Origin of the sequence: Luteibacter sp. 9133, from assembly GCF_000800155.1 — a bacterium.
Classification (GTDB): Bacteria; Pseudomonadota; Gammaproteobacteria; order Xanthomonadales; family Rhodanobacteraceae; genus Luteibacter; species Luteibacter mycovicinus.
Genome location: NZ_JUHO01000001.1, coordinates 2834574 through 2858559, shown reverse-complemented (window position 1 = coordinate 2858559; position 23986 = coordinate 2834574). Strand labels below are relative to the sequence as shown.

General features: G+C 65.2%; 23 protein-coding genes. 14 read left to right on the top strand and 9 right to left on the bottom strand.

The window, feature by feature from the left end; genetic code table 11:
* On the bottom strand, positions 1 to 390 hold the full coding sequence (locus FA87_RS12415) for a cytochrome c (protein ID WP_036111846.1): 390 nt from the start codon (positions 388 to 390) through the stop codon (positions 1 to 3).
* A gap of 65 nt (positions 391 to 455) precedes the next feature.
* On the opposite strand from FA87_RS12415, the gene FA87_RS12410 reads away from it, so the two are divergent.
* Both FA87_RS12410 and FA87_RS12405 read left to right on the top strand, forming a co-directional pair.
* Positions 456 to 1277, top strand: a complete 822-nt coding sequence (locus tag FA87_RS12410; RefSeq protein ID WP_052191341.1) for a tRNA threonylcarbamoyladenosine dehydratase — start codon at positions 456 to 458, stop codon at positions 1275 to 1277.
* Positions 1278 to 1321: 44 nt separating this feature from the next.
* Complete coding sequence (locus tag FA87_RS12405) at positions 1322 to 1564, top strand: GIY-YIG nuclease family protein (protein ID WP_036111852.1); 243 nt, start codon at positions 1322 to 1324, stop codon at positions 1562 to 1564.
* Here the strand turns inward: FA87_RS12405 and FA87_RS12400 are convergent.
* On the bottom strand, positions 1561 to 1962 hold the full coding sequence (locus FA87_RS12400; RefSeq protein ID WP_043694886.1) for a DUF3224 domain-containing protein: 402 nt from the start codon (positions 1960 to 1962) through the stop codon (positions 1561 to 1563). The genes FA87_RS12405 and FA87_RS12400 overlap by 4 nt on opposite strands.
* Before the next feature lie 89 nt (positions 1963 to 2051).
* Between FA87_RS12400 and FA87_RS12395 the strand changes: the two genes are divergently transcribed.
* The 3 genes from FA87_RS12395 (at position 2052) to FA87_RS12385 (ending at position 6129) form a co-directional block, all read left to right on the top strand.
* Complete coding sequence (locus tag FA87_RS12395) at positions 2052 to 2903, top strand: 2OG-Fe(II) oxygenase (RefSeq protein WP_043694883.1); 852 nt, start codon at positions 2052 to 2054, stop codon at positions 2901 to 2903.
* 110 nt (positions 2904 to 3013) lie between these two features.
* Positions 3014 to 5224, top strand: a complete 2211-nt coding sequence (locus tag FA87_RS12390) for a M1 family metallopeptidase (protein ID WP_052191340.1) — start codon at positions 3014 to 3016, stop codon at positions 5222 to 5224.
* Complete coding sequence (locus FA87_RS12385; protein ID WP_043694880.1) at positions 5221 to 6129, top strand: hypothetical protein; 909 nt, start codon at positions 5221 to 5223, stop codon at positions 6127 to 6129. Before FA87_RS12390 ends, FA87_RS12385 begins: the two co-directional genes overlap by 4 nt.
* Positions 6130 to 6139: 10 nt before the next feature.
* Here the strand turns inward: FA87_RS12385 and FA87_RS12380 are convergent, their stop codons facing one another.
* The 3 genes from FA87_RS12380 to FA87_RS12370 all read right to left on the bottom strand — a co-directional run bounded on the left by FA87_RS12380 (position 6140) and on the right by FA87_RS12370 (position 7600).
* Positions 6140 to 6682 carry a GNAT family N-acetyltransferase gene (locus FA87_RS12380; protein ID WP_036111861.1) on the bottom strand — a complete coding sequence of 181 codons (543 nt, stop codon included), beginning with the start codon at positions 6680 to 6682 and terminating at the stop codon, positions 6140 to 6142.
* A gap of 16 nt (positions 6683 to 6698) precedes the next feature.
* Positions 6699 to 7160 (bottom strand): SET domain-containing protein, encoded by a 462-nt coding sequence (locus FA87_RS12375; RefSeq protein ID WP_043694877.1) that lies wholly within the window; start codon positions 7158 to 7160, stop codon positions 6699 to 6701.
* Positions 7161 to 7258: 98 nt separating this feature from the next.
* Entirely contained in the window at positions 7259 to 7600 is a 342-nt protein-coding gene (locus FA87_RS12370) for a helix-hairpin-helix domain-containing protein (protein ID WP_043694874.1), read from the bottom strand.
* Between the two features lie 196 nt (positions 7601 to 7796).
* On the opposite strand from FA87_RS12370, the gene FA87_RS12365 reads away from it, so the two are divergent.
* The 4 genes from FA87_RS12365 (at position 7797) to FA87_RS12350 (ending at position 12680) form a co-directional block, all read left to right on the top strand.
* Positions 7797 to 9239, top strand: a complete 1443-nt coding sequence (locus FA87_RS12365; RefSeq protein WP_043694871.1) for a M20 family metallopeptidase — start codon at positions 7797 to 7799, stop codon at positions 9237 to 9239.
* Positions 9236 to 9958, top strand: coding sequence for a YggS family pyridoxal phosphate-dependent enzyme (locus FA87_RS12360; RefSeq protein ID WP_043694868.1), 723 nt, complete (start codon positions 9236 to 9238; stop codon positions 9956 to 9958). Before FA87_RS12365 ends, FA87_RS12360 begins: the two co-directional genes overlap by 4 nt.
* Positions 9959 to 10225: 267 nt before the next feature.
* A complete protein-coding gene (locus tag FA87_RS12355; protein WP_043694865.1) occupies positions 10226 to 10942 on the top strand; it encodes a C40 family peptidase in 717 nt (238 codons plus the stop codon).
* 1048 nt (positions 10943 to 11990) lie between these two features.
* Positions 11991 to 12680, top strand: coding sequence for a pseudouridine synthase (locus FA87_RS12350; RefSeq protein ID WP_239709087.1), 690 nt, complete (start codon positions 11991 to 11993; stop codon positions 12678 to 12680).
* A 50-nt stretch (positions 12681 to 12730) separates the two neighbouring features.
* On the opposite strand, the gene kbl is transcribed toward FA87_RS12350, so the two are convergent.
* Entirely contained in the window at positions 12731 to 13936 is a 1206-nt protein-coding gene (gene kbl / locus FA87_RS12345) for a glycine C-acetyltransferase (protein WP_197062412.1), read from the bottom strand.
* On the bottom strand, positions 13927 to 14949 hold the full coding sequence (tdh, locus tag FA87_RS12340) for an L-threonine 3-dehydrogenase (protein ID WP_043698085.1): 1023 nt from the start codon (positions 14947 to 14949) through the stop codon (positions 13927 to 13929). Before tdh ends, kbl begins: the two co-directional genes overlap by 10 nt.
* Positions 14950 to 15119: 170 nt before the next feature.
* On the opposite strand from tdh, the gene FA87_RS12335 reads away from it, so the two are divergent.
* On the top strand, positions 15120 to 17273 hold the full coding sequence (locus FA87_RS12335; RefSeq protein WP_043694863.1) for a S46 family peptidase: 2154 nt from the start codon (positions 15120 to 15122) through the stop codon (positions 17271 to 17273).
* 83 nt (positions 17274 to 17356) lie between these two features.
* A complete protein-coding gene (locus FA87_RS12330; protein WP_043694862.1) occupies positions 17357 to 19519 on the top strand; it encodes a S46 family peptidase in 2163 nt (720 codons plus the stop codon).
* An 18-nt stretch (positions 19520 to 19537) separates the two neighbouring features.
* Here the strand turns inward: FA87_RS12330 and FA87_RS21005 are convergent, their stop codons facing one another.
* On the bottom strand, positions 19538 to 19690 hold the full coding sequence (locus FA87_RS21005) for a hypothetical protein (RefSeq protein ID WP_043694859.1): 153 nt from the start codon (positions 19688 to 19690) through the stop codon (positions 19538 to 19540).
* Positions 19691 to 20170: 480 nt separating this feature from the next.
* Positions 20171 to 21154, bottom strand: a complete 984-nt coding sequence (locus tag FA87_RS12320) for a hypothetical protein (protein WP_043694856.1) — start codon at positions 21152 to 21154, stop codon at positions 20171 to 20173.
* A gap of 80 nt (positions 21155 to 21234) precedes the next feature.
* Between FA87_RS12320 and miaA the strand changes: the two genes are divergently transcribed.
* The 3 genes from miaA to hflX all read left to right on the top strand — a co-directional run bounded on the left by miaA (position 21235) and on the right by hflX (position 23969).
* The gene (miaA, locus tag FA87_RS12315) at positions 21235 to 22215 is read left to right on the top strand and encodes a tRNA (adenosine(37)-N6)-dimethylallyltransferase MiaA (protein WP_051943441.1); all 981 of its coding nucleotides are present in this window, start codon (positions 21235 to 21237) and stop codon (positions 22213 to 22215) included.
* Positions 22216 to 22305: 90 nt separating this feature from the next.
* Complete coding sequence (gene hfq / locus FA87_RS12310; protein ID WP_036111888.1) at positions 22306 to 22566, top strand: RNA chaperone Hfq; 261 nt, start codon at positions 22306 to 22308, stop codon at positions 22564 to 22566.
* A 95-nt stretch (positions 22567 to 22661) separates the two neighbouring features.
* Complete coding sequence (hflX, locus tag FA87_RS12305) at positions 22662 to 23969, top strand: ribosome rescue GTPase HflX (RefSeq protein WP_043694853.1); 1308 nt, start codon at positions 22662 to 22664, stop codon at positions 23967 to 23969.
* The last annotated feature ends 17 nt before the right edge of the window (positions 23970 to 23986 follow it).

Below are 23986 nucleotides of genomic sequence, written 5' to 3'. Positions count from 1 at the left end.
TCAGCGGTACTGCTGATGGCAGGACTGGCAGGCATCGCCTACGGGTTTCAGCGCGACGGCAAGGGCGTCGCAGCTGGCGGGCGCCGCCGCGACGGCCGCATCCAGTGCGGCATCCAGCGTGGCGCCGGCTCTGGCGAACCCCGCGTCCATATCCGGGAACGCCTCACGAATGTCGCCGGCCGTCAGGCGCAGGCGCGTTAGCCGCTCGGCCGAGACCTTGGCATCGCACTGTTTCGCCCGCACGTTGGCTCGCAGCGCGCCCATGTGGTGCTGCATCACGGCCATCACGCCGTCATGGAACGGCGTGCCCTGACGCAGGGCGGACAGCGCGAAAGTCGCGCCCATCGCGCCGACCGCGAGGCCGAGGATGACGAAGAGCAGCGCACGCATTGGTGTTCCATGGCTTGGCACGGCCGTCAGCATAGCGGACGGCCCCATTCTTTCAATATGAGACAATGAGCACAGTCCTTTCCTCCGAGAGTCATGTGAGCACCGCACAGGCGGAACGCTTCGCCGGTATCGAGCGCCTGTACGGGCGCGGCAGCCTGGACCGCCTCGCCCATGCGCATGTCTGCGTCATCGGCGTCGGTGGCGTCGGCTCGTGGGCGGCGGAAGCCCTGGCGCGCAGCGGTGTGGGGCGCCTGACCCTGATCGATGGCGACGACGTCTGCCTGTCCAATACCAACCGTCAGCTGCATGCACTCGACGGTCAGTACGGCAAACCCAAGGTCGGCGTCATCGCCGAGCGGGCTCATGCGATCAGTCCGACCATCCGGCTCGAGGCCATGGAACGCTTCCTTACGCCGTCCACGCTCGATGAACTGCTCGACCGCAACTACGATGTGGTGATCGACGCGTGCGACGCGCTCAAGGTCAAGCTGGAGACGATCGTCTGGTGTCGTCGGCGAAAGGTCCCGCTGGTCACGGTAGGCGCGGCGGGCGGTCGCACCGATCCGACTCAGGTCCGCGTGCGCGACCTGTCGCGTACCGAGCACGACGCCATGCTCAGCATGATCCGGAAAAAGCTTCGCCAGGAGCACGGTTTTCCCCGCAACCCCGATCGCTTCTTCGGCGTTTCGGCGGTGTACTCGTTGCAGAACGTCCAGTACCCGCAGGCGGACGGCAGCGTGTGTGGCGTGCGCCCGCCCGGTAGCGATGCGCTCAAGCTCGACTGCGGCGGTGGGCTTGGTGCGGCCACGCACGTCACCGGCGCGTTCGCGTTCGCCGCCGTGGGTAAGGCACTCGAAAAACTGACGGCGCTAGCAAAGGCGGGCTGATCCTGCGTGTCGCCCGTCACGGGGCGGCGGGTTACGCTACGTCCATGTGGTGCGTCTATCTCATCGAATGTCGGAACGGCGCCTGGTACGCGGGGATCACCAACGACCTCGACGCACGCTATGCGGCTCATGTGGCGGGGAAGGGGGCGCGCTATACGCGGGCCAATCCGCCGGTACGGTTGCTGGGCTCACGGCCATTCGCGGACCGGTCGGAGGCGTCGCGGGCCGAGTGGGCGGTGAAGCGGCTGCCTAAGGCGAAGAAGCTGGCGTGGTTGTTGGCCACCTAAGGCAGCGTATACGCCAGGTCGTAGGCGTGCCCACCCGCGTTATCGATCGTGATCGAAAAGGTTCCGGTGATGCCCGTTAGTTCGCGGCTGCCGGTATCCGGGACGATCGTGATGAGCAGTTCCTGTCCGGCCGCGGACATCACTCCCCGGTGGACGAGCGCAAAGCTGCCGGCTCGCCCGTTGACCGAGCCCGTGAATCGCTCCACGGCCGCGTAGGCAGCCGAACCCTGCACGCTCGTACTTCCGGCGGTGAGCATGGTTCCTTTGGAGGTACCCTCCATCCCTCCGTAAAACGTCTTCTCCAGACTCATCCGGCCGAGTGCCGAACCATCATCCGCGTCAACGGCCCCGTCGGGAGCGATCTTTACTTCGAAACTGCCATGTGCGTGCTGCGTCATGCGGCCTCCCCGGGCGTTTCAGTGACTCACCGTGTCGGTGTAGGATGTCAATTAGTACGGTTCAATGCCCCGGAGCGAGGCTAGCGCATATGGATACGCGACGGCATACCAGGATCACCCCCGAATGGCACACGTGGATCGGTGAGGCGCTGGCGGCAGGGTCGGCGCCGGCCAAGCTGCTCACCACGATGCGGGAAAACGATTTCGACGAGGCCGCCGCGCGTACGGCCATCGCCGATGCGCTGTTCGGCGGGCCCGCGACCCGCGCCGCGCCAGCCTGGCATACCCCGGGCTCCCGCCTGGCGGAGGGGCATGTACTGCGGACCTCCGACCGTGACGTCCGCGTTCTTCTGCGTATCGCCAGGCCGACGATCGCCGTTCTCGATGGTGTCCTCGACGACGCCGAGTGCGAGGGTATGATCGAGCAGGCCAGATCGCGACTGGCACGCTCGGCCGTGGTGTCGCCCGAGTCGGGCGCCAATACCGTCATGGGTATCCGTACGAGCGAAGGCGCGTTTTTCCAGCGGGGCGAGAACCCGCTCGTACTACGCATCGACCGGCGGGCCGCCGAGATCATGCGGTTACCCCATGAGCACGGCGAAGGCCTGCAGGTGATGCGCTATGGCGTCGGCGGCGAGTACGTACCGCACTTCGATTACTTCCCGCCCGACCAGAAAGGCAGCGAGCCCCATCTGGCCCAGGGCGGTCAGCGTGTCTCCACGCTGATCATGTACCTGGCCGATGTCGAGGCCGGCGGCGAAACCATCTTTCCCCGCATCGATTTCAGCTACGTGCCGCGCAAGGGGCAGGCGCTGTACTTCGAATACACCGACGCCGACGGCTCGCTGGACGTGCTTTCTCTGCATGGCGGGGCGCCCGTCACCCAGGGTGAGAAGTGGATTGTCACGAAATGGATGCGCCAGCGATCCTTCGTGGGATAAGTCATGGCAGGCGGGACGTGACCTCTGGCCTATATCGGCGTGAAGTCTGAGCCAGCAATCATCGCCGGATGACAGGGGGAGGGGGTTCGATGCGCCGAGAGGCAGGCAGGATGGTTCGTTTCGTCGCCGCGGGGTTGCTGCTTTGCGTCGGTAGTGTGTGGGGGCAAGCGGTCGCGCCCGCTCTTCCCGCACCGGCAGGGGCCAGCACCGTGGCACCGCCTGTGGTCCCTGTCGAAATCCCCTTCGCCTCGCCGCATGCCGGCTCGGTACGCACACCCAGTGCGCCGGACGCCTGGGGCGGCCCGCGTAACGGTCAGGAAGCGACCCTCTCGGATCGCGTGGTGTCGTATCGCATCCAGGCGCGCCTCGATCCCGACAAGCACACCGTGGACGGCCAGCAGCAGCTGACCTGGCATAACCGCAGCGACCGTCCCGTGTCGGCGGTCTTCCTGCACATGTACCTCAACGCGTTCGAAGGCGAGGGCAGCACCTTTTTCACCGAGCGCGCGCTGCTCGCCGCCGCCGGTGGCGCACGCGGCACCGCCGAGGTGAAGAAGGGCGAATGGGGCTACATCGACCTTGGTAACGTCGAGCAGGACGGCGCCGCCCTGAAGTGGAGTTACGTCCATCCCGACGGCGGCCCTGCGACGGATCACACCGTGATTCGCGTGGATCTGGCGCAGCCCGTGCCGGCCGGCGGCAACGTGACCCTGGATATGAATTTTCACAGCCAGCTACCGCGCGTGATCGAGCGCACGGGCTACGTGGGCCAGTTCCATCTGGTCGCCCAGTGGTTCCCGAAGATCGGCGTGCTCGAGCTTCCGGGTGAGCGCGGTGCGACCGAGCCGCGGTGGAACGTGCACGAGTTCCACTTCAGCAGCGAGTTCTATGCCGACTTCGCCGAGTACGACGTGCGCATGACCGTGCCGAAAGGCTACGTCGTCGGCGCGGTCGGCGAGCAGCAGGGTGAGCCGGTTCCGGAAGGAAATGAGCTGACCTGGCATTTCATCCAGGGTGACGTACACGATTTTGCGTGGATGGCCGCCCCCGGCTACAAGACACTGGACAGTGACTGGAACGGGCCCGGCAGCCCGAAGGTCAGGGTGCGGGTGATCTATCCGCCCGAATACGCGGCCAGCGCGAAGCCCGTGCTCAAGGCGACGCTCGATTCGCTGCGCTACTTTTCCGACACGCTGGGTCCGTACCCGTATAAGACGGTGACCGCGGTCGTGCCGCCGTTCAACGCGTCCGAAGCCGGCGGGATGGAGTACCCGACGTTCTTCACGGCCGAGGCATACGACAGCGTCAAGCCGAAGACGATGGACGAGTACATGCTCGACTTCGTCACGATCCACGAATTCGGCCATGGTTATTTCTACGGACTGCTGGCCTCGAACGAGTTTGAAGAGCCCATGCTGGACGAGGGCCTCAACGAGTACTGGGACGAACGCATGCTGCGCGAGCGCGGCCAGCCGTTGTATCTCACGCAGCCGCTCTGGCAGTTCTTTGGCGTGCAACCGGCGATGCCTGTCTTCATGCTCGAACGCATGTTCGCCACGCTTTCCCGTCCATCCGACCCGCTCGGACAAAACGCATGGGATCGCCTGTCGAGCGGCGATTACGTGACGGTCTATACGCGTACCGCGACGGCGATGCACGATCTGGAGGAGCGTCTCGGCAAGGAAGTGATGGAAAAGGCCTTCAAGGACTACTACGCCCGGTGGCACTTCCGTCATCCGTCCATTGCCGACCTTCAGGCCTCGCTTTCCGAATCGTCCGGCAAGCCTGACGTCGTCGCGCAGGTGTTCAACCAATACGTCTTCGGCACCGATCGTATCGATGACCGTGTCAGCGACATAACCAGTGACGAAGTGCTGCCGCTGGCCGGTAGCGTCATGAAGGACGGCAGGCGGGTCGAGACGAGCAGCGACGAGAACGAGGCGGCGATCGACAAGCAACGTGAGGCCTGGAACAAGGCGCATCCGGATGCGAAGAAAGGTACGGGGCCGTTTCCGTGGAAGACCGTGGTCACGATCTGGCGTGATGGTTCGTCGGTGCCGCAGACGCTGAAGGTGAGCTTCGCCGACGGCTCAACGGAAACCGTGCGCTGGGACGACCAGCGACGCTGGGCGCGCTTCGCGTTCACGAAGCCTGCGAAGGGCGTTTCCGCCGAACTCGATCCGGCGCAGAAGATTTATCTGGATGCGAACAAGCTCAACGACAGTCGCACCGTCGAGTCGAATCACGCCGCTTCCAATCGCTGGGGCGCCGACTTCGCTGCGCTGATCCAGGGTATCTACGCTTTCCTGGGGACGCTATGAACGCGCGCACCAAACGTTCGGCCGCTTCGGCTCTGGGTCTCGGCATGCTCGGAGGCCTGCAATGGCGGCTGATGCTGCTGTGGGTGTTCATCACGCTGCTGCCGACCCTCGTCGTGGCGTTGCCGCTCTGGCGCGTGCTCGACGGCCTTTTGGGTCACTCCGTGCACGCGGAGGAATGGGCGCGTCACTTCAACGGTCTTTTCCTGGGCGATGTGTCGTCCGCGTTGCAAGCCAGCCCGTGGATCGGTTCGGCCTTCGTCGCGGGGGCGGTGCTGACGCTTGCCATCTCGCCGTTTCTTTCCGGCATGGCCGTTGCCGGCGGCCGGGCGAATCGCGCCCTGAGCTTTGGCGGGCTGTTGCAAGGCGGCGCGACCGAGTACGGACGCATGCTGCGCCTGCTCCCGCTCTCGCTGATTCCCTACGGCCTCGTCGTCCTTGCCGCGAAAGGTGTTTCGTCCCTCGTCGACGATAAGGTCGACGCCGCCTTGCTGCCGTCGACCGCCGACATGTACCAGCATGGGTCGCTCGTGGTGATCGCACTGTGCTTCGTCGTCGCCCAGGCGATCGTGGAGTCGGCGCGTGCACAGTTCATCGCGGACATCACCTTGCGCTCGGCATGGCGTGCGTTCGGACGCGGCGTGGTGCAGGTGGTGCGTCGACCCGTCGCCAGCCTGTTCGCCTATGTCGTCATTACGGCGGTCGGCCTGGGTCTGACCGTGTTGATCGCATCCTGGCGCGGTCATTCGGTCGCGGTCGGCGGCGAATGGTTCGCCGCGTTTCTGATCGTGCAGCTTGGCGTGGCGATCGTGGCATGGATGCGCACCGCACGGCTGCTGGCGCTCGCCGGTCTCAGCGGCGCGACACAGCAGCGCCGGCGCCGCTCGGATTTCGCGCCGGCGATGTAAGCCCTGTGAGTCAGCCCGCCCGGCGGACTTCGCGGTGCGGCGGGTAATAGGCGAACAGATGCGTCGCGCCGCCAAGGAAGTCGATGTTGTCGATGTGCTCGCCGCCCAGGCGCTCGGCAACGTGGTCGGAGGCTTCGTTGCCGATGCGCACGAGACTGATCACACGCTGCGCGTGCATCTCTTTCCAGGCGAAGGCGAGGATGGCCTCACCGGCTTCGGTGGCATAACCGTGGTGGCGGTGTTCGGGCTTCAGCATCCAGCCCAGTTCGAGGTCGGGCCAGCCCTCGGGTTTCATGAGGCCGGCACGGCCGATGAATTCACCGGTGTCCTTCAGTTCCATGGCCCACATGCCGCAGCCACGTAACGCCCAGTGGCCAAGCAGCATGGCCATGGATCGCCAGGCATTCATGCGGTCGAGCGGCTGGCCGTCACCGATCCAGCGCGTGCTCTCCGCGTCCGCGAGCATCCTCGCGTAGTCGTCGAAGTGATGTTCGGTAAGAGCGGTGAGCCGCAGGCGCGGCGTTTCCAGAACGGGGATATCGGATAGTGACATCGAGGTGACCAAGGGTTCAGCCGAGCAGAGCTGCCAGGGCGCGCGTGGACTGCGCGAGGCTTTCCTGCCAGGGCAAGCCGGTTATTTTCTCACCACTTGCCGCGTCATTAAAGCTCTCTTCCTGGCCCGGCGCGAGAAGGTGTCGGTAATCGACAGTGATTTCAGTGCCTTGCGCGAGATCCTTCGCCGCAAAGATGAAGCCCAGGTGCCAGAGGCCGGTGGGCTCGAAGCTGTGATTCACGTAGCACTCGTCCGGCCAGTCGGGCGACACCGTGTAGCGGTCCTCGAACCAGCGCGCGGCGGCGTGAAGGTCGGCGGACAGGGCGGGGGACGCCATGATGTCGTCCCAGCGGTGCGTCTGGTCGATCGCGTCAGGCGCGGTGACGATACGGCCCGCGGCGACGAATTCATCGACGAACAGACCTTTGCCTGCGCCGGGGATGGCGGAAGCGGCGATGCGGTAACGCGGCAGGATCATTGCTTTCGTCTGGCCCCTGGTCACGTCGGCAGGGCAGAAGCGCCGCCGGCATGGGGCGCGAGTGTAGCGCGTTCCGCCGGCGGCGAAAGGGGGAGGGGTCACTCGTCCGCGTCGGCCGCCTTCGCCCTGGCCTTCGCTTTGGCGGCGCGGGGCGGCTTGGCGCTCTTTGCGGTTTTGGCACCTCCGTCCACCTGGATGGCGTCCCGGTTGCGGTCGACGAGGGACTGGCCGATGCCCTTGACCTCGACGAGCTGGTCGGCGGATTCGAAGCTGCCATTGGCTTCCCGCCACGCCACGATCGCCTGAGCCTTGGCGAGGCCGACGCCATCGAGTGACTGCGCGAGCGTAGAGGCATCGGCCGTGTTCACGTTGACGGGGGTGGAGGCGAAGGCGGGCAGGCAGGCGAGAAGGCCGGCGAGGGCGAACAGACGGTAGTTCACGGTGAAATCTCCTGGGTAGGCGCGTCGGATGACGCCCGGGCACTCTGCGCTGCGCAACCGGCGTCGCATACCGGCGCGGCGGCGTTGTCAGCGTGCGTCGCCCGCATCACGGCGCGACGGAGCCGGACCACGGTGTGAAGGTCACCCCTGTCGGCGCTGTTACAATCGTCCTTTGTCCCACAGAGTCGTGCCCGCCATGGATACCTCGCGCATTTCTTCCTTCGTCAGCGGCCTCTGGGACGCGGAAATCGTCCCGCAGCTGGTCGAGTACATCCGCATTCCGAACAAGTCGCCCATGTTCGATGCGCAGTGGCGCGAGCACGGGTACATGGATCAGGCCGTGACACTGATGGAAACGTGGGCGCGCTCCAAGCTGCCGGCGTTCGAGGGCGCCACGCTCGAGGTGGTCCGCCTCGAGGGCCGTACGCCGCTGATCTACATCGACGTGCCCGCGCAGGGCGTGACCGGCAAGGGCACGGACGAGACCGTCGTGCTCTACGGCCACCTCGACAAGCAGCCGGAGATGACGGGCTGGGCCGAGGACCTCGGCCCGTGGACGCCGGTGCTCAAGGGCGACAAGCTTTACGGTCGTGGCGGCGCGGATGACGGCTACGCGATCTTCGGCTCGCTGGCGGCGCTGCTGGCGCTGCGCGAGCAGGGCGTGCCGCACGCGCGCTGCGTGATCATGATCGAGGCCTGCGAAGAGTCGGGCAGCTACGACCTGCCTTACTACGTGGACCACCTGGCCGACCGCATCGGCAACCCGGCCCTCGTGGTCTGCCTCGACTCCGGTTGCGGCAACTACGACCAGCTCTGGCTGACCACGTCGCTGCGCGGCATGACCGGCGGTAACCTGACCGTACAGGTGCTCGAAGAGGGTGTGCATTCCGGCGACGCGTCGGGCGTCGTGCCTTCCAGCTTCCGTATTTTGCGCGACATCCTCAGCCGTCTGGAGAACCCGCAGACCGGTGAGATCGTGCCGAAGGAGCTGTACGCCGATATCCCCGCGCAGCGTATCGAGCAGGCGCGTCGCTCGGCCGACGTGCTCGGCACGGACATTTACGACAAGTTCCCGTTTGTCGAAGGCATGAAGCCCACCACCAGCGATCTGACCGAGCTCGTGCTCAACCGCACCTGGCGTCCGCAGCTGGCCGTGACCGGTGTGGGCGGCATGCCGCCGCTGGACAGCGCCGGCAACGTGCTGCGCCCGAAGACCGCGGTCAAGCTCAGCCTGCGCGTACCGCCGACACTGTCGGGTGCCGAAGCCGGCAAGTTCCTCAAGGAACTGCTCGAGAAGGATCCCCCGTACGGCGCGAAGGTCAGCTTTGCGCTCGAGAAGGATGGTAGCGGCTGGAACGCGCCAGCGCTCTCGCCGTGGCTGGAAGAGGCCGTCGCGAAGGCATCCGAGCACTACTTCGGTGCTCCGGCCGCCTACATGGGTGAGGGCGGCAGCATTCCTTTCATGGGCATGCTGGGCGAGAAATTCCCGCAGGCCCAGTTCCTCATCACCGGCGTGCTGGGGCCGCATTCCAACGCGCACGGCCCGAATGAGTTCCTGCACATCCCGACGGGCAAGCGCGTAAGCATGGTGGTGGCCGACGTCGTCGCCCGGCACTTTCAGGAAGCGTCCAGGGCATGACCGCTGGTGCCGGTACGACCGCAGGTGCCGATACGCTCGCCGGTCGCCTCGCGATCGTGCGGGGCCGGATCGCCGCGGCCTGCGTCAGCGTGGGGCGCGATCCCTCCGAAGTGACGTTGTTACCGGTCAGCAAGACCTTCGGCAGTGACGTGGTCCGTGAGGCCGTCGGCCTCGGCCTGCGACGTTTCGGCGAGAACAAGGTGCAGGAGATTCAGGCCAAGGCCGCCGACCTGGCGGCCGAGGCGCTGGACTGGGTGGTCATCGGGCACCTGCAGACGAACAAGGCCAGGCCCGTTGCCCGGCTCGCGTCCGAGGTCCAGTCGCTGGACCGCCTGGATCTGGCCGTCGCGCTGGACAAGGCGCTGCAGGCCGAAGGCAGGGCGATCGATGTCCTCATCCAGGTCAAGACCTCCCGCGAGGACAGCAAGTTCGGGCTCGCCCCGGACATGCTTCCCGCGTTCCTCGATCAGCTCCGTGCGTTCTCGTCGCTGCGGGTGCGTGGGTTGATGACGCTGGCTGAGGCATCCGAAGACGAGGGCATCGTCAGCGGCTGCTTCCGGACCCTGTATCAATGTCGTAACACCGCCCGCGAGGCCGGCCACAAGGTCGATCGCCTGTCGATGGGCATGAGCGGTGACTTCGCCCTGGCCATCGCCGAGGGCAGCACTGAGGTGAGGGTAGGCAGCGCCTTGTTTGGCGCCAGGGCGTACAACGCCTGACGTGACCGGATGCACGTTTTCGGCTCCCCGCCGCCCGCGAGGGGCCGTCCGGGCCATCACATATGTGAATCCAAGTGCTTATATCGGTTCAGGTTTCCGGCCTGTTTTCCGCGCTTTCCTGCGACTTGTATGAATGTTTCCTAGGACAGGCGTTTTTTAACTTTATGCCAACAACTAGGGCGAGGGGGTTTGGTAACTTCACCACTCGTTCACGGTCGTCTCACCTTCACGGCGGCTTAACTTCACGATGAATAGGCCTTCTCGCTCATGCATTTAAAGCGACTGACCGCTCTCGCGTTAGCCTCCTGCTGTTTCGCTGCTGTCACACCCGTTATCGCCGACACGGTCACCGCTCCACAGGGTCTTGACCAGTCCGCGACGCTTCTTCTCACTGATCTTCCGGTCTTCGCCCCGGCGAATGCCCTGGCCCAGTCGGCCATCCCTGACGTCGCTTCCCTGGTTGCCCCTAAGGCGCCGGTTGCCGCCGCCAAGGTTGCCGCTCCGGCCGCCAGCGACGACGACACACTGGGTGACGATGACGACGACAGCCTCGTCGCCGCCGCCACCGACAAGCTGGCCGGTCACGTCGACGGTCATGCCCGCGAGGCCCTCCTGGCCTTCGCCATGAAGCTCCGCGATATCCGTTACCACCGCGGTGGCCGCGCCCCGTCCACCGGCTTCGACTGCAGCGGTTTTGTCCGCTACGTCTTCTCGCACAGCATCGGCCTCGACCTCCCGACCAACTCGGCCAGCCAGTTCCTCGCCGGCCTGAAGGTCAAGCGCAACGAGATGAAGACGGGTGACCTGGTCTTCTTCCGCACCCGCGGCAAGGCCATCTCGCACGTCGGCATCTACATCGACAACGGCCAGTTCATCCATTCTCCGTCGGCAGGCAAGACGGTGCGCGTGGATAACCTCAACGAGGCTTACTGGTCCAAGCACTTCGCCGGCGCCAAGCGCCCCGAAGGTATCGCGAAGATCTGACGGGAACCCTTCAACGTATTTTCCGAAACGGCATGCTCCGGCATGCCGTTTTTTTTGCGTTTTTTGGGGAGGTGTTGGGCTCGGCTGCGCCATCGCGTTTGGTTTTGTCGCGGCGTGTCGTGTCGTGTTGGAGAGCCGGCGGGGGTGACCCTCGCGGCCACGCCTGCGGCGACCCCTCAAGGAAGGGCCGCTATCGCGGCCGTATGCTTATTGCCCTACGGGCGGGGTCGGGCTTCGCCTGGGGGTTTTCGAGTCGGCTGTCCCTGCCTCCCCGAAAACGGCCGGTCATCCCTGACCGGCCCCGCCTGCGCGGCCTTGTCCAGTCGAAGCCCTCGCCTGCGGCTACCGGCCGCGAGGGTCACCCCCGCCGTCTCTTTGGTGTACCGAGGTGGGTTGGTGGTCGAGCGGGGTGTGGCTTCTTCGCTCCGTTGGCTTTTCGCGCGCAGGGCGCGCTCCTACAGGCCGCCATGTATCCCCCCATTGCGGTCGCCGTGCGGTAGGAGCGAACCCCGTTCGCGAACCCTCAGCCCCACTAAGGCGAACGAGGCCATGCACCCCAGGCAAGCGAGCGGTCCCAGCCAACGAAGCGCACCGCCGCTCGACCCCACGCTGCCTCAGTCCCCGAAAGAGCCGGCGGGTGCCACCCTCGCGTCCGGTAGCCGCAGGCGAGGGCTCCGACTGGAAGAGGCCCGCAGGGGGCCGGTCAGGGATGACCGGCCGTTTTCGGGGAGGCAGGGACAGCCGACTCGAAAACCCCCAGTCGGAGCCCGACCCGGCCGAAGGCCATTGAAATACGGCCGCGGAGCGGCCCTTCCCTGAGGGGTCGCCGCAGGCGTGGACGCGAGGGTGGCACCCGCCGGCTCTTCAACGCGCCACGACACGCCGCGACAAAGCCAAGGTGCGATGGCGCAAGCCGAGCCCGCCAAGGCGATCCTCCCGCCAGAAGAACCGCTTCCACTATCCTAGACATATGCCTCGCCCTCCTGTCAGAACGCCGACGCCGCTGCGCGCCAGACGGCCATCTCAGCCCACCTTCGGGGTCGCGCGCGTGTTGTCCAAACGCGGTGTCTGCTCGCGTAGCCAGGCGGAAAAGGCCGCGCGCGAGGGGCGGGTTAAAGTGGATGGAAAGATCGTGCGCGATCCCGAGTTCCGGATCACGGGGAGCGAGCGGATCGAGCTGGATGGTGCGGGGGCGGTCGCCGCCGCGCCCGTGTATCTCGTCATGAACAAGCCCCGAGGCGTGGTGGTCTCCGCGTCCGACGATCGCGGGCGGGATACGGTCTATGGGCTGCTCGAAGGTGCCGGGTTGCCCTGGGTCGGGCCGGTGGGTCGGCTCGACAAGGCGAGCGAAGGCTTGCTGCTTCTGTCGAACGACACCGTCTGGGCGGCTGGTATCACCGAGCCGGCGACGCACGTGCCGAAGACCTATCACGTGCAGGTGGCGGGACAACCGGACGCGTCGACCATCGCGGCGATGCTCGGCGGCGTCATCGATGAAGGCGAGCCGCTGCGTGCGGGTGCGGCGGCGTTGTTGCGGCAGGGCGAGAAGACGGCCTGGCTCGAGGTCACGCTCGACGAGGGACGCAACCGGCATATCCGCCGGTTGATGGCGGCGCTGGGGTTCGAGGTGCAGCGACTGGTGCGGGTGGCGATCGGTGACTTGCTCCTTGGCGAACTGGCCAAGGGGCAGTGGCGGCATTTGAGTGAGGCTGAGGTGTCCGGCCTGCGGAGGCGGTGAGGCCAGCGCCCATCGTGAGCGGGCTGGCTCTCACCGGTTGAGGAAGACCCTCAGCCCTTCAACACGCCCAGCTTCTTTCCCACCCGGGTGAACGCCGTGATCGCGTGATCCAGATGTTCCCTTGTATGCGCCGCGCTCATCTGGGTGCGGATACGTGCCTTGCCTTGCGGCACGACGGGGAAGAAGAAGCCCGTGACGTAGATGCCTTCCTCCAGCAACTCCGTAGCCATGGCCTGCGCCTGCTTCGCGTCGTAAATCATCACCGGCACGATCGGATGCTGACCCGGACGGATGTCGAAACCGGCTTCGGTCATCTTCTCGCGGAAATAGCGGGTGTTTTCCTTTACCTTCTCGCGCAGGTCGCCGGCGGCATCCAGCATGTCGAAGACCTTGGTACCGGCGGCGACGACGTGCGGCGGCAACGAGTTGGAGAACAGGTACGGACGCGAGCGCTGGCGCAGCAGTTCGATGACTTCACGGCGGCCGGTGGTGAAACCGCCCAGGGCGCCACCGAGTGCCTTGCCCAGCGTGCCGGTGATGATGTCGATCTTGTCGAGCACGCCGTGCAGTTCGGCCGAGCCGCGGCCGGTATCGCCCAGGAAGCCGGTGCAGTGGCACTCGTCGATGTGGACCAGCGCGTCGTACTTCTTCGCCAGGGCGGTGATCTCGGCCAGCGGGGCGACGAAGCCGTCCATCGAAAACGCGCCGTCGGTGGTGATCAGCTTGGTGCGTGCGCCCGCCGCATCGGCGGCCTGCAGCTGGGCCTCGAGATCGGCCATGTCGCAGTTGGCGTAGCGGAAACGCTTTGCCTTGCACAGGCGGATGCCATCGATGATCGAGGCGTGGTTGAGCGAGTCGGAAATGACCGCGTCTTCCTCGCCCAGCAGCGGCTCGAACAGACCGCCGTTGGCGTCGAAGCAGGCGGCGTAGAGGATCGTGTCCTCCTTGCCGAAGAACGTGGCGATCTTCGCCTCCAGTTCCTTGTGCAGATCCTGCGTGCCGCAGATGAAGCGCACACTGGCCATGCCGAAGCCGTGCGTGTCGAGCGCGTCCTTGGCCGCCTGGATCACGTCGGGGTGATCGGCCAGGCCGAGGTAGTTGTTCGCACAGAAATTGAGGACCTTGCGGCCACCTTCCAGTTCGATCTCGGCCGACTGCGGCGAGACGATGATGCGCTCCTTCTTGAACAGACCCTGTTCGCGGATGGCGTCGAGCTCGCTGGCGAAACGGGTCTGGCCGGGGTAGGTCACGTCCATGAGCAGACCACCTTGCCGCAGTGACCGGCGTCCATCAGGTCGAAGCCCTTCTGGAAATCGTCGATCGCGATCTGATGCGTCAGCACCTTCTGCAACGGGAAGCCGGTGAGCACCATCTGGGTCATCTTGTACCAGGTCTCGTACATCTTCCGGCCGTAGATGCCCTGCAGGGTGAGCCCCTTGAAGATGACCTTGTCCCAGTCGATACCGGCGCCACGCGGCATGATGCCGAGCATGGCGATCTTGCCGCCGTGGTACATACAGTCGAGCATGTCGCCGAAGGCGCGGGGGTTGCCGCTCATCTCCAGACCTACGTCGAAGCCTTCGATGTGCAGGTCCTTCACGGTGTCCTTGAGCGACTGCTTGGACACGTTGACCACGCGCGTGGCGCCCATGTCGGCGGCGAGCTTCAGGCGGTAGTCGTTGACATCGGTGACGACCACGTTGCGCGCACCGACGTGCTTGGCGATACCTGCGGCGATGATGCCGATCGGACCGGCGCCGGTGATCAGGACATCTTCACCGATCAGGTCGAACTCGAGTGCGCAGTGCGCGGCGTTGCCATAAGGGTCGAAGAAAGCGGCCAGCTCGGACGGAATCTGGTCCGGGATCGGCCACAGGTTGGAGGCCGGCATGGTCATGTATTCGGCGAAGGCACCGTTGCGGTTCACGCCGATACCCGTGGTGTTCGGGCACAGGTGCTGACGGCCGGCGCGACAGTTGCGGCAATGGCCGCAGACGATGTGGCCTTCGGCCGAGACGCGGTCGCCGATGTTGTAGCCGGTGACGCCCGGGCCGATCTCGGCGATGCGACCGACGAACTCGTGGCCGATGGTGAGGCCAGGCGTGATGGTGCGCTGGGACCACTCGTCCCACTTGTAGATGTGCAGGTCCGTTCCGCAGATGGCTGTCTTTTCGATCTTGATCAGGACTTCGTTCGGGCCGACCTGCGGCACCGGCACTTCTTCCATCCAGATGCCTTGCTCGGGCTTGCGCTTCACGAGCGCTTTCATCGTCTGCTGCATGGGCTCAAAGGTTCCGTGCGGGGAAGGTCCGGGGCTGGACCCAAACCGCCATTATAGGCCCGTCCATCCCCCGTTCGTGATGCGGCGCGGCATTGCCAGCGAGGGCCCGGGGCCTCTATGGTCGGGACCGCTTTGCAAGACCGACAGGGGCAACGAAAATGCGAATCCGATCGATGATGCTGGGAGCCGCCATGGCGCTGGCGCTGGATGCGAAGGCCGACGAAGGCATGTGGCTGCCGTCGCAGCTGCCTTCGATTGCGAAGAATCTCAAGGATGCCGGCTTTGGGGGCGATCCCAAGGACCTCGCCGACCTGACGAAAGCGCCCCTGAATGCGGTCGTCCGCATTGGCGGTGGCACGGGCTCGTTCGTGTCATCCGATGGTCTCGTGGTGACCAATCACCACGTCGCCTTCGGTGTCATCCAGTACAACACCCGGCCGGACCGCGATCTCATCAACGAGGGCTTCGTGGCGCCGGACCGCGCTGGCGAGCTGCCGGCCAACCCGGATTACCGCCTGCGCGTGACCGTAGGTTTCGACAAGGTCACCGACCGCATCCTGGCGGACGCGAGGGGCAAGACGGGAAGGGCTTACTACGATGCCGTCGATGCGGCGAGCAAGGCACTGGTCGCGGAGTGCGAGAAGGAGCCCGGCATCCGGTGCAGTGTCGCCAACATGTTCTACGGTCGCGACTTCTACCTGGTGCGTCAGCTGGAACTGCGCGACATCCGTCTGGTGTATGCACCGCCCCGGGCGATCGGTAACTACGGCGACGAAATCGACAACTTCGTCTGGCCGCGCCACGCGGGTGACTTCACCATCCTTCGCGCCTATGTCGGCAAGGACGGCAAGCCGGCCGACTTCTCACCGGACAACGTGCCCTATCACCCGCCTTCGCATCTGAAGCTGGCGACGGAAGGCGTGGCCGAGGGCGACTTCGTCATGTTGGCCGGTTACCCGGGCACCACCTACCGTCATCGCACGGCGGCGGAGTTCGCCGACCAGATCGAGTGGCGCCTGCCGACGTCGGTCGCCGTGCTCAAGGGCTTGCAGGACGTGATCGAGGCCCAGGGCAAGGCGGACAAGGAAGCCGGCATCCGCTACGCCTCGCAGCTGCAGTCGCTCAAAAACAACATCAAACGGTTCAGCGGTGAGCTGGAAGGTCTGAAGCGCAGCGACGCCGTGGCGGTTCGCCGTGAGGACGAGGCGGCAATGCTGGCGTGGCTGGCGACCCAGTCCGACGCCGCTGCGCTCAAACCGTCGATCGATCAGGCCATGGCACTGATCGCGCAGGGCAAGGACGTGCGCGACCGCGACCTGCTCGTGGGCCTCCTGACGTCGCAGACTCAGCTGATGCGCGGCGCGCTGTCGATCGATCGTCTGTCGGTGGAACGCCTGAAGGCCGACGCCGAGCGCGAATCCGGCTACCAGAAACGTGACGAGGAACTGATCCAGAGTCAGCTGAAACAGATTCAGCGCCGCTACGACCCGCGCGTGGAGAAAGCGCTGGTGACCTCGGTGCTCACGCGCTACCAGCAGTTGCCAGACGCGCAGCGTCTGCCGGAAGTCGACAAGGTGTTCGGTCGTACACCGGCCGAGCTGACCAGGGCGCTCGACGGCATCTACGGCGCGACGACGTTCGCCGGGGAGGCGGAACGCACGCGTCTGTTCGCCGCCGCGCCTGCCGACGTTGCGAAAAGCAACGACGCCCTGCTGGTCGCCGCCCGCATGCTTCGGCCTGCGCTGCTGCGCATCGAGGAAGAAAAGAAGGCGCGGGAAGGCGATCTCCTTCGCCTGCGCCCGGCTTACATGCAGGCGCTGATCGCTTACCGCGAAAAGCAGGGAAAGGCGGTCTATCCCGACGCGAACTCCACGCTGCGTGTCAGCTACGGCAAGGTCACGCCACTGGCCGCACGCGACGCGGTCAGCTACGCGCCACTGACCACGGTGCAGGGCATCGTCGAGAAGAACACGGGGGCGTTCCCGTTCGATGCGCCCGTACCGCTGATCGATGCGATCCACAAGGGCGACTTCGCGGGCTACACCGATGCGAAGACCGGCGCGATGCCGGTCGACTTCCTTAGCAATCTGGATACGACCGGCGGTAACTCGGGCTCGCCGGTGCTTAACGCCAGGGGCGAACTCGTCGGCCTCAACTTCGACAGCAACTGGGAGGCCGTCAGCGCCAGCTGGATGTACGACCCCCGCTACAAGCGGGCCATCCATGTGGACATGCGCTACATGCGCTGGCTGATGGACAAGGTCTATCCGTCGCACGCCCTGCTGCGTGAACTCGGCGTTCCCGCAAAGTAAGGCGTTCCATGACCTCCGGCACATACCGCCGGAGGTCGCCTCGGTCATTGTTACTTTATAACATCTTCAGGGAGCATCACCTCATGCGTCGTCTCGCCCTTGCTGCCGCCCTCGCGGCCGGTTTCGTCCCCGCCGCTCACGCCGTCGAAGGCATGTGGCAGCCGGCCCAGCTGCCGAAGATCGCAGGCATCCTCAAGCAGCACGGGCTCAAGCTCGATCCGGCCTCGCTGACGGATCTGACCGCTTATCCGATGGGCGCCATCGTCAGTCTCGGCGGCTGCACGGCGTCATTCGTGTCGACGGACGGCCTGGTCGTGACCAACCACCACTGTGGTTACGGCGCGCTCCAGTACAACTCGACCAAGGACAAGAACCTCATCGAGCAGGGCTTCCTGGCGAAGAACTTCGGCGAAGAGCTGCCGGGCTCGCCCGACATGCGCGTCTTCGTCACCGAGGAGATCCGGGATGTCACGAAGGATGTCACGGGCAAGCTGACGGCGACGATGACCGGCCAGCAGCGCTACGACGCGATCGACCGCGCGAAGAAGGAGCTGGTGAAGGCGTGCGAGACCGACGGGTATCGCTGCGACGTCTATACCTTCCACGGCGGCTACAGCTATCAGCTGATCCGACAGCTCGAGATCAAGGACGTACGTCTGGTTTACGCGCCGCCCGAGTCGATCGGTAAGTTCGGCGGTGACGTCGACAACTGGATGTGGCCGCGCCACACCGGCGACTTCAGCTACCTGCGTGCGTATGTGTCGAAGGACGGTAAGTCGGCCACGTATTCGAAGGACAACGTGCCGTACCACCCGAAGCACGTGATCAAGGTGAATCCGCAGGGTGTGGAGGAGGGCGACTACGTGATGGTCGTCGGCTACCCGGGTCGTACCAACCGTTATCGGCTGGCCCAGGAGGTGCAGAGTGCCATCGACTGGAGCTACCCGACGCAGATCAAGCTTTATCAGGAGCAGCTCGACACGATCGCCGCCAACGGCAAGCGCGATCCCGAGGTCACGGTGAAGTACGCCAGTCTCGTCGCAGGCCTCAACAACTATCTGAAGAACTTCGGTGGCCAGCTCGAAGGGCTGCGTCGTGCGGACGCGGTAGCGGTGAAGCAGAAGCAGGAAGCCGATCTCACCGCCTGGCTCGCAAAGCAGGGCGGCGCGGAAAATCAGGTGCTCGCCGGAGACATCGCCCAGCTCAAAGCAAAGCTCGCCGAATACCAGGCCACGCGCGAGCGCGATCTCGACCTGATGCTGATCCAGCGGACACAGCTGTTTTCCGCAGGCGTGCGTCTTGCGCGCCTCGCCGAGGAGCGCGCCAAGCCGGACATGGAGCGTGAGACCGGCTTCCAGCAGCGTGACGAGGTGCGTATCGAAGGCGCGCTGAAGCAGATGGAGCGTCGCTACGACGCGCAGACCGATCAGGATCTGCTGACGAACGCCCTCGTCCGTTATGCCGCGCTGCCGAAGGATCAGCATCTCGCCGGTCTCGACACCTGGCTCGCTGGCGCGAACACGCGACCGGCCATCCAGGCGAAGGTCGCTTCGCTCTACAAGGGCAGCAAGCTGGGCGACACCGCAGAGCGGATGAAATGGTTCAAGGTCGATGCGAAGGCCGTCGCCGCCAGCGACGACAGCATGCTCAAGCTGGCGCATGCCCTGCTGCCGGAACTGAAGGCGAATCAGGATCAGGACGATGCCCGCGACGGTGAACTGGCGAAGCTTCGTCCGCGCTACATGCAGGCGATCATCGCGTGGAAGGAATCGCAGGGCCTGCCGGTGTATCCCGATGCCAACAGCTCGCTTCGCGTCACCTTCGGCAATGTGCAGGGCGTCGCGCCGCGCGACGGCGTGAGCTACGCGCCGTTCACCACCGCCGAGGGCATCGTGCAGAAGGATACGGGTATCGAGCCGTTCAATGCGCCCAAGGCTGAGACCGACGCGATCAGGGCAAAGGCCTACGACGGCTACGCGTCGAAGAAGCTGGGTACGTTGCCAGTCGACTTTCTCGCCGATCTCGACATCACCGGTGGCAATTCGGGTTCACCGGCACTGGATGCGAAGGGCCAGCTCGTGGGCCTCGCGTTTGACGGTAACTGGGAGTCGGTGAGTGGCGACTGGCTGTTCAACCCGAAACTCAATCGCTCCATCCAGGTGGATGTGCGCTACATGCTGTGGGTAATGCATCACCTGGACCATGCCGACAATCTGCTCAAGGAGATGGGCGTGCCGGCGAAGTGACGTCGGCGGTTCGTCGCTTCAGGCGAGAAGCTTCAGCAGGCCGAGAGCCGCTGCGAAAACACCCGCCGCTGTAACGAAGGGATACCACCGTGCCTCAGCGTTGATCTTCGCGGACTCGGCCATGAGCTTGCCGATCTCGGCGCGGACTTTTTCCAGCTCGTCGGGTGACATGCTTCCGGTCTCGGCTTTCTTTGGGGACGGGGGCGGCATGGGTTGTCCACAGGGTATGTGGATACGGGTTGCATAACCGTGTGGATAAGTCGGCATATCGCTTTGCCGACAAACACTTCGGTTTGTCTGATCACTTAATGATCAGCGCGGTGCTCAGTGCTCCACCGTCGATGCTGCTTTTTCGTCTGAGGTGCTGATGCCTGGTTGAAGAGCCTAGCCCACCCTGCGAAGAAAGCCAGGTCGGATGTTCCCGATTCTCAATGCAGTCTTATCCACACCTTGTGTGGATACCGACTGCATAACCGTGTGGACAAGTCTGATTCAGGCTTACATAGCAACGACTTGGGTTGTGCTGGTCAATCGTTGCTCACCGCCGCCGGAAGCCACTCGCGATATCCACAGCCAATGTGGATACCGCATGCATAACCGTGTGGATAAGTCGCGTTTGGTGTTGCGCGACAGTCACTTGTCTTGCGCTGGTCAATAAACAGCCGGTGGCGACGCCTTGCATCGCCCGATGCACTCGAGCCATGCGGTTCCGTTGCCGTAGTCCAGGGTCATGCGAAACGGCGAGAGCGCGTTTCCGCCGAGTGCGCCATGAACGGGCCTGTCCATCATGTCGGACATCCACGTGAACGCGCTGTCCGGGCGTTCCGTGAACCAGATGGGGCCTACGATAAAGGAGCCGATCGTGATCTCGGGGACGCGGATGGCGCGCGTGGTTTGCTTGGGGCCGAACAGATCATCGGCGCCGGCGACGACTGGCCAGTCAGGGTGGCTATCGTGCCAGGCCTCGAAAACCAGGTGATCGACGTAGCTGGTCACCCCTTCGCCATTGACGACAGGCGTGTGCATTTCCGCAAGACCTTTCTTTGTCGGGTGGGCTGTAGCTCCCGTATCGAGGAGCAGATCCACGGTTTCGCCCGGGACACCGATGGTCACTCGCGGGAAGGCCTGGTAGACGGCGCCCTTCCTTCGGGCAGGCAGTCCCATGACTAACGGGTGTGCGTCCCGGGCGGGCTTCCAGTCAGCTCCCTGGATCGTCAGCGTTTCTGCCGGGTAGTCGAATGTCCACACGTATTCGGGGAAGAACGATGAGCCGATCATGCCGTCGTACCCGAGGCGGCCCTCCTCTGGAGCGATGGCCCCCACGCCGCCACAATACCTGGTGGGCCGGGGAAGGCCGTGCCCTGGCGCATAGACCGGAGGCGTCACCAGCGCCGCGTCTGGGGCCGATGGACAACTGATGGGTTTCAGGCCCAGGCGGGTGGTGACGTCCTTGAGCAACCAATAACTGACGCCGCCGCCGCCCGTGTCCACCAGCAAGCGCAGCTTTGTTCCGTCGGCCAGCGTGGGTGTGGCAACAAAATGGCCGGCTTCATATGTTGTGGGCACAACCGTCGCGGCATCCGCCGCAGTGATAACCCCCATCATGGCGGCAAGCGCCAGCGCAACACGCAACATGCTTCCGTTCTCCCTTTGAGTGCCCGCCGATCTTACCGGCTGCGGTACCCTTGCGATCGTTTGCTTCGTCGTACCCTGGCATGACCCTCGATCACCGTCCTCTCGCCGTTTTTCTGATGGGCCCGACCGCCTCGGGCAAGACGGCGCTTGCCTGTTCGCTGGCCGACCGCTACCCGATGGGCCTGATCAGCGTCGATTCGGCCCTCGTCTACCGCGGGCTGGATATCGGTTCGGCGAAACCCGACGCGGCGACGCTGGCGCGTTACCCGCACGAGCTCGTCGACATTCGCGATCCGGCTCAGCCGTATTCCGCGGCAGACTTTCGCTCCGACGCCCTGGCGGCGATGGACCGGGTGCGAAAAGCGGGCAGGGTGCCGCTGCTCGTCGGCGGCACGGGCCTTTACTTCCGGGCGCTGCAGCAGGGGCTGTCGGATCTGCCCGAGGCCGATCCGGCCGTGCGGGAGCGGATCGGCGCCGAGGCGGCGCGGGTCGGCTGGGCCACCATGCACGAGCGGATGGCGGAACGCGACCCGGTGGCCGGTGCACGTATCCGGCCGGGCGATGCCCAGCGCGTCCAGCGCGCCCTCGAGGTCATGGAGCTGACCGGCCGGACACTCACCGAGCTCCAGCAGGGCGGTAGCCGCGAGCCGTTTCCCTGGCGGGTGCTCAAGCTGGCGTTGCTGCCGGATGACCGCAAGCTGCTTCACGAGCGGATAGCCGCCCGCTTCGACACCATGATCGCGGGTGGTTTTCTCGATGAGGTGAAGCGGCTCCGCGCCCGCGGCGACCTGCATGCCGAGCTTCCGGCCATCCGTGCGGTGGGTTACCGCCAGGCCTGGGAGTACCTCGATGGTCAGGGAGACGCCACGAACTTCCGTGACCGTGGTATCTATGCAACGCGGCAACTCGCCAAGCGCCAGATCACCTGGTTGCGCGGCGAGCTCGACGCACGCACGTTCGACCCGGACCGGGGGGATCCGCTGCCGGGGGCCGACGTGGCACTTCAGCAGTTCCTGGGGATGCCGCGGGCTTCACGCACGGCGCTTCCAGCCGGTATTTAAAAGCAGTTAAGATTCAAATCACTTGGACCGGGGCGCCGTCAGGCGTTCTTTTTACCCGGTCCCGTACGAAGGCGTAGGGGAGAAGAAGAAATGTCCAAAGGGCAATCGTTGCAGGATCCGTTTCTCAATGCGCTTCGTCGCGAACGTGTGCCGGTCGCCATCTATCTGGTGAACGGCATCAAGCTGCAGGGCACGATCGAGTCGTTCGATCAGTTCGTGGTGCTGCTGCGCAATCAGGTGAGCCAGATGGTGTACAAGCACGCCATCTCCACGGTCGTGCCCAGCCGCAACGTGCGGGTCGGTGGCCACGAGAACCACGCGGAAGCCGGCGCGGGCGACGTCGAGGGTTGAGGGGCCCCCGTCGGCGACCCATATGTAAAAGAGCGGGTGCGCGTATCCTTGGGGTACGCGCACCCCTTCCTTTTTTGATGAGGTCATCCCCCTAAGTGTTCGACAGGCAAAAGAAAGGCGATCGCGCGGTGCTGGTGCTGCCGCATTCCCGCGGCGAAGGCGACGCCATTCGTCGCGGCGAGGAATTCGCCGAGCTGGTGGCTTCCGCCGGTGCCGAGGTCCTTGCGACCATCTCCGCCCGCGTAGAGAAGCCCAACCCCCGTTTCTATATCGGTACCGGTAAGGCCGAAGAGGTCGCCGAAGCCGTGCGCGCGCTGGAGGCGGACGTGGTCCTCGTCGACCACGAGCTGACCCCGGTGCAGGAGCGCAACCTCGAAAAACAGCTGCAGACCCGCGTGGTCGACCGCGCCGGCCTGATCCTGGACATCTTCGCCCAGCGTGCCCGCTCCCACGAAGGCAAGCTCGAGGTCGAGCTGGCTCAGCTCAAGCATCTGGCGACCCGGCTGGTCCGGGGCTGGACCCATCTTGACGCCCAGCGTGGCGGTGCCATCGGCAACCGCGGCCCGGGTGAAACCCAGCTCGAGACCGATCGCCGGCTGCTGGCCGAGCGCGTGAAGATGCTGAGCAAGCGTCTCGAGAAAGTAGGGACCCAGCGCGACCAGCAGCGCCGCTCGCGGCTGCGAAATACGGTGCCCCGGGTCGCCCTGGTGGGCTATACCAACGCCGGCAAATCCACGCTGTTCAACGCGCTGACCACCGGGGGCGTCTACGCGGCGGATCAGCTGTTCGCCACGCTGGACCCGACGGTGCGCAAGATCGACGGCCTCGCGTGCGGGCCCGCGGTGATCGCCGACACGGTGGGTTTCATCCGCGAGCTCCCGCATGACCTCGTGGCGGCTTTCCGCGCCACGCTGGCCGAGGCGCGCGACGCCGACCTGCTCATTCACCTAAGTGACGCCGCGGACGAAGAGCGCGAGCTGCTCCGTCGCGTCGTCGACGAGGTGCTGGACGAGATCGGGGCCGGGGATGTGCCCCAGCTGTCGGTGATGAACAAGGTCGACCTGATCGACGTCGAGCCACGGGTGGATCGCGGGGACGACGGCAAGCCGCGTCAGGTCTGGCTCTCCGCCGCCACGGGGCAGGGTATCGAAGGGCTGCGAGAGGCGTTGGGCGAACTGCTCGGCGGCGACCGCATCCGCACGGGTCTTGAGCTTCCGCTCACGGCGGGCCGGCTGCATGCCCGCCTCAAGGCGGCGGGCGCGATCGCCGGCGAGGCCATCGACGAGCATGGCTGGCATCTGGATATCGACGCGCCGCGATCCGTTCTGGCGCCGTTGCTGGGCGACGATGTGCATGCCGGGCCGCTCCGCGAGCTGATCGATCCGCCGCATCCCGCGTTCTGAGCGAGCACCCGCCTTAC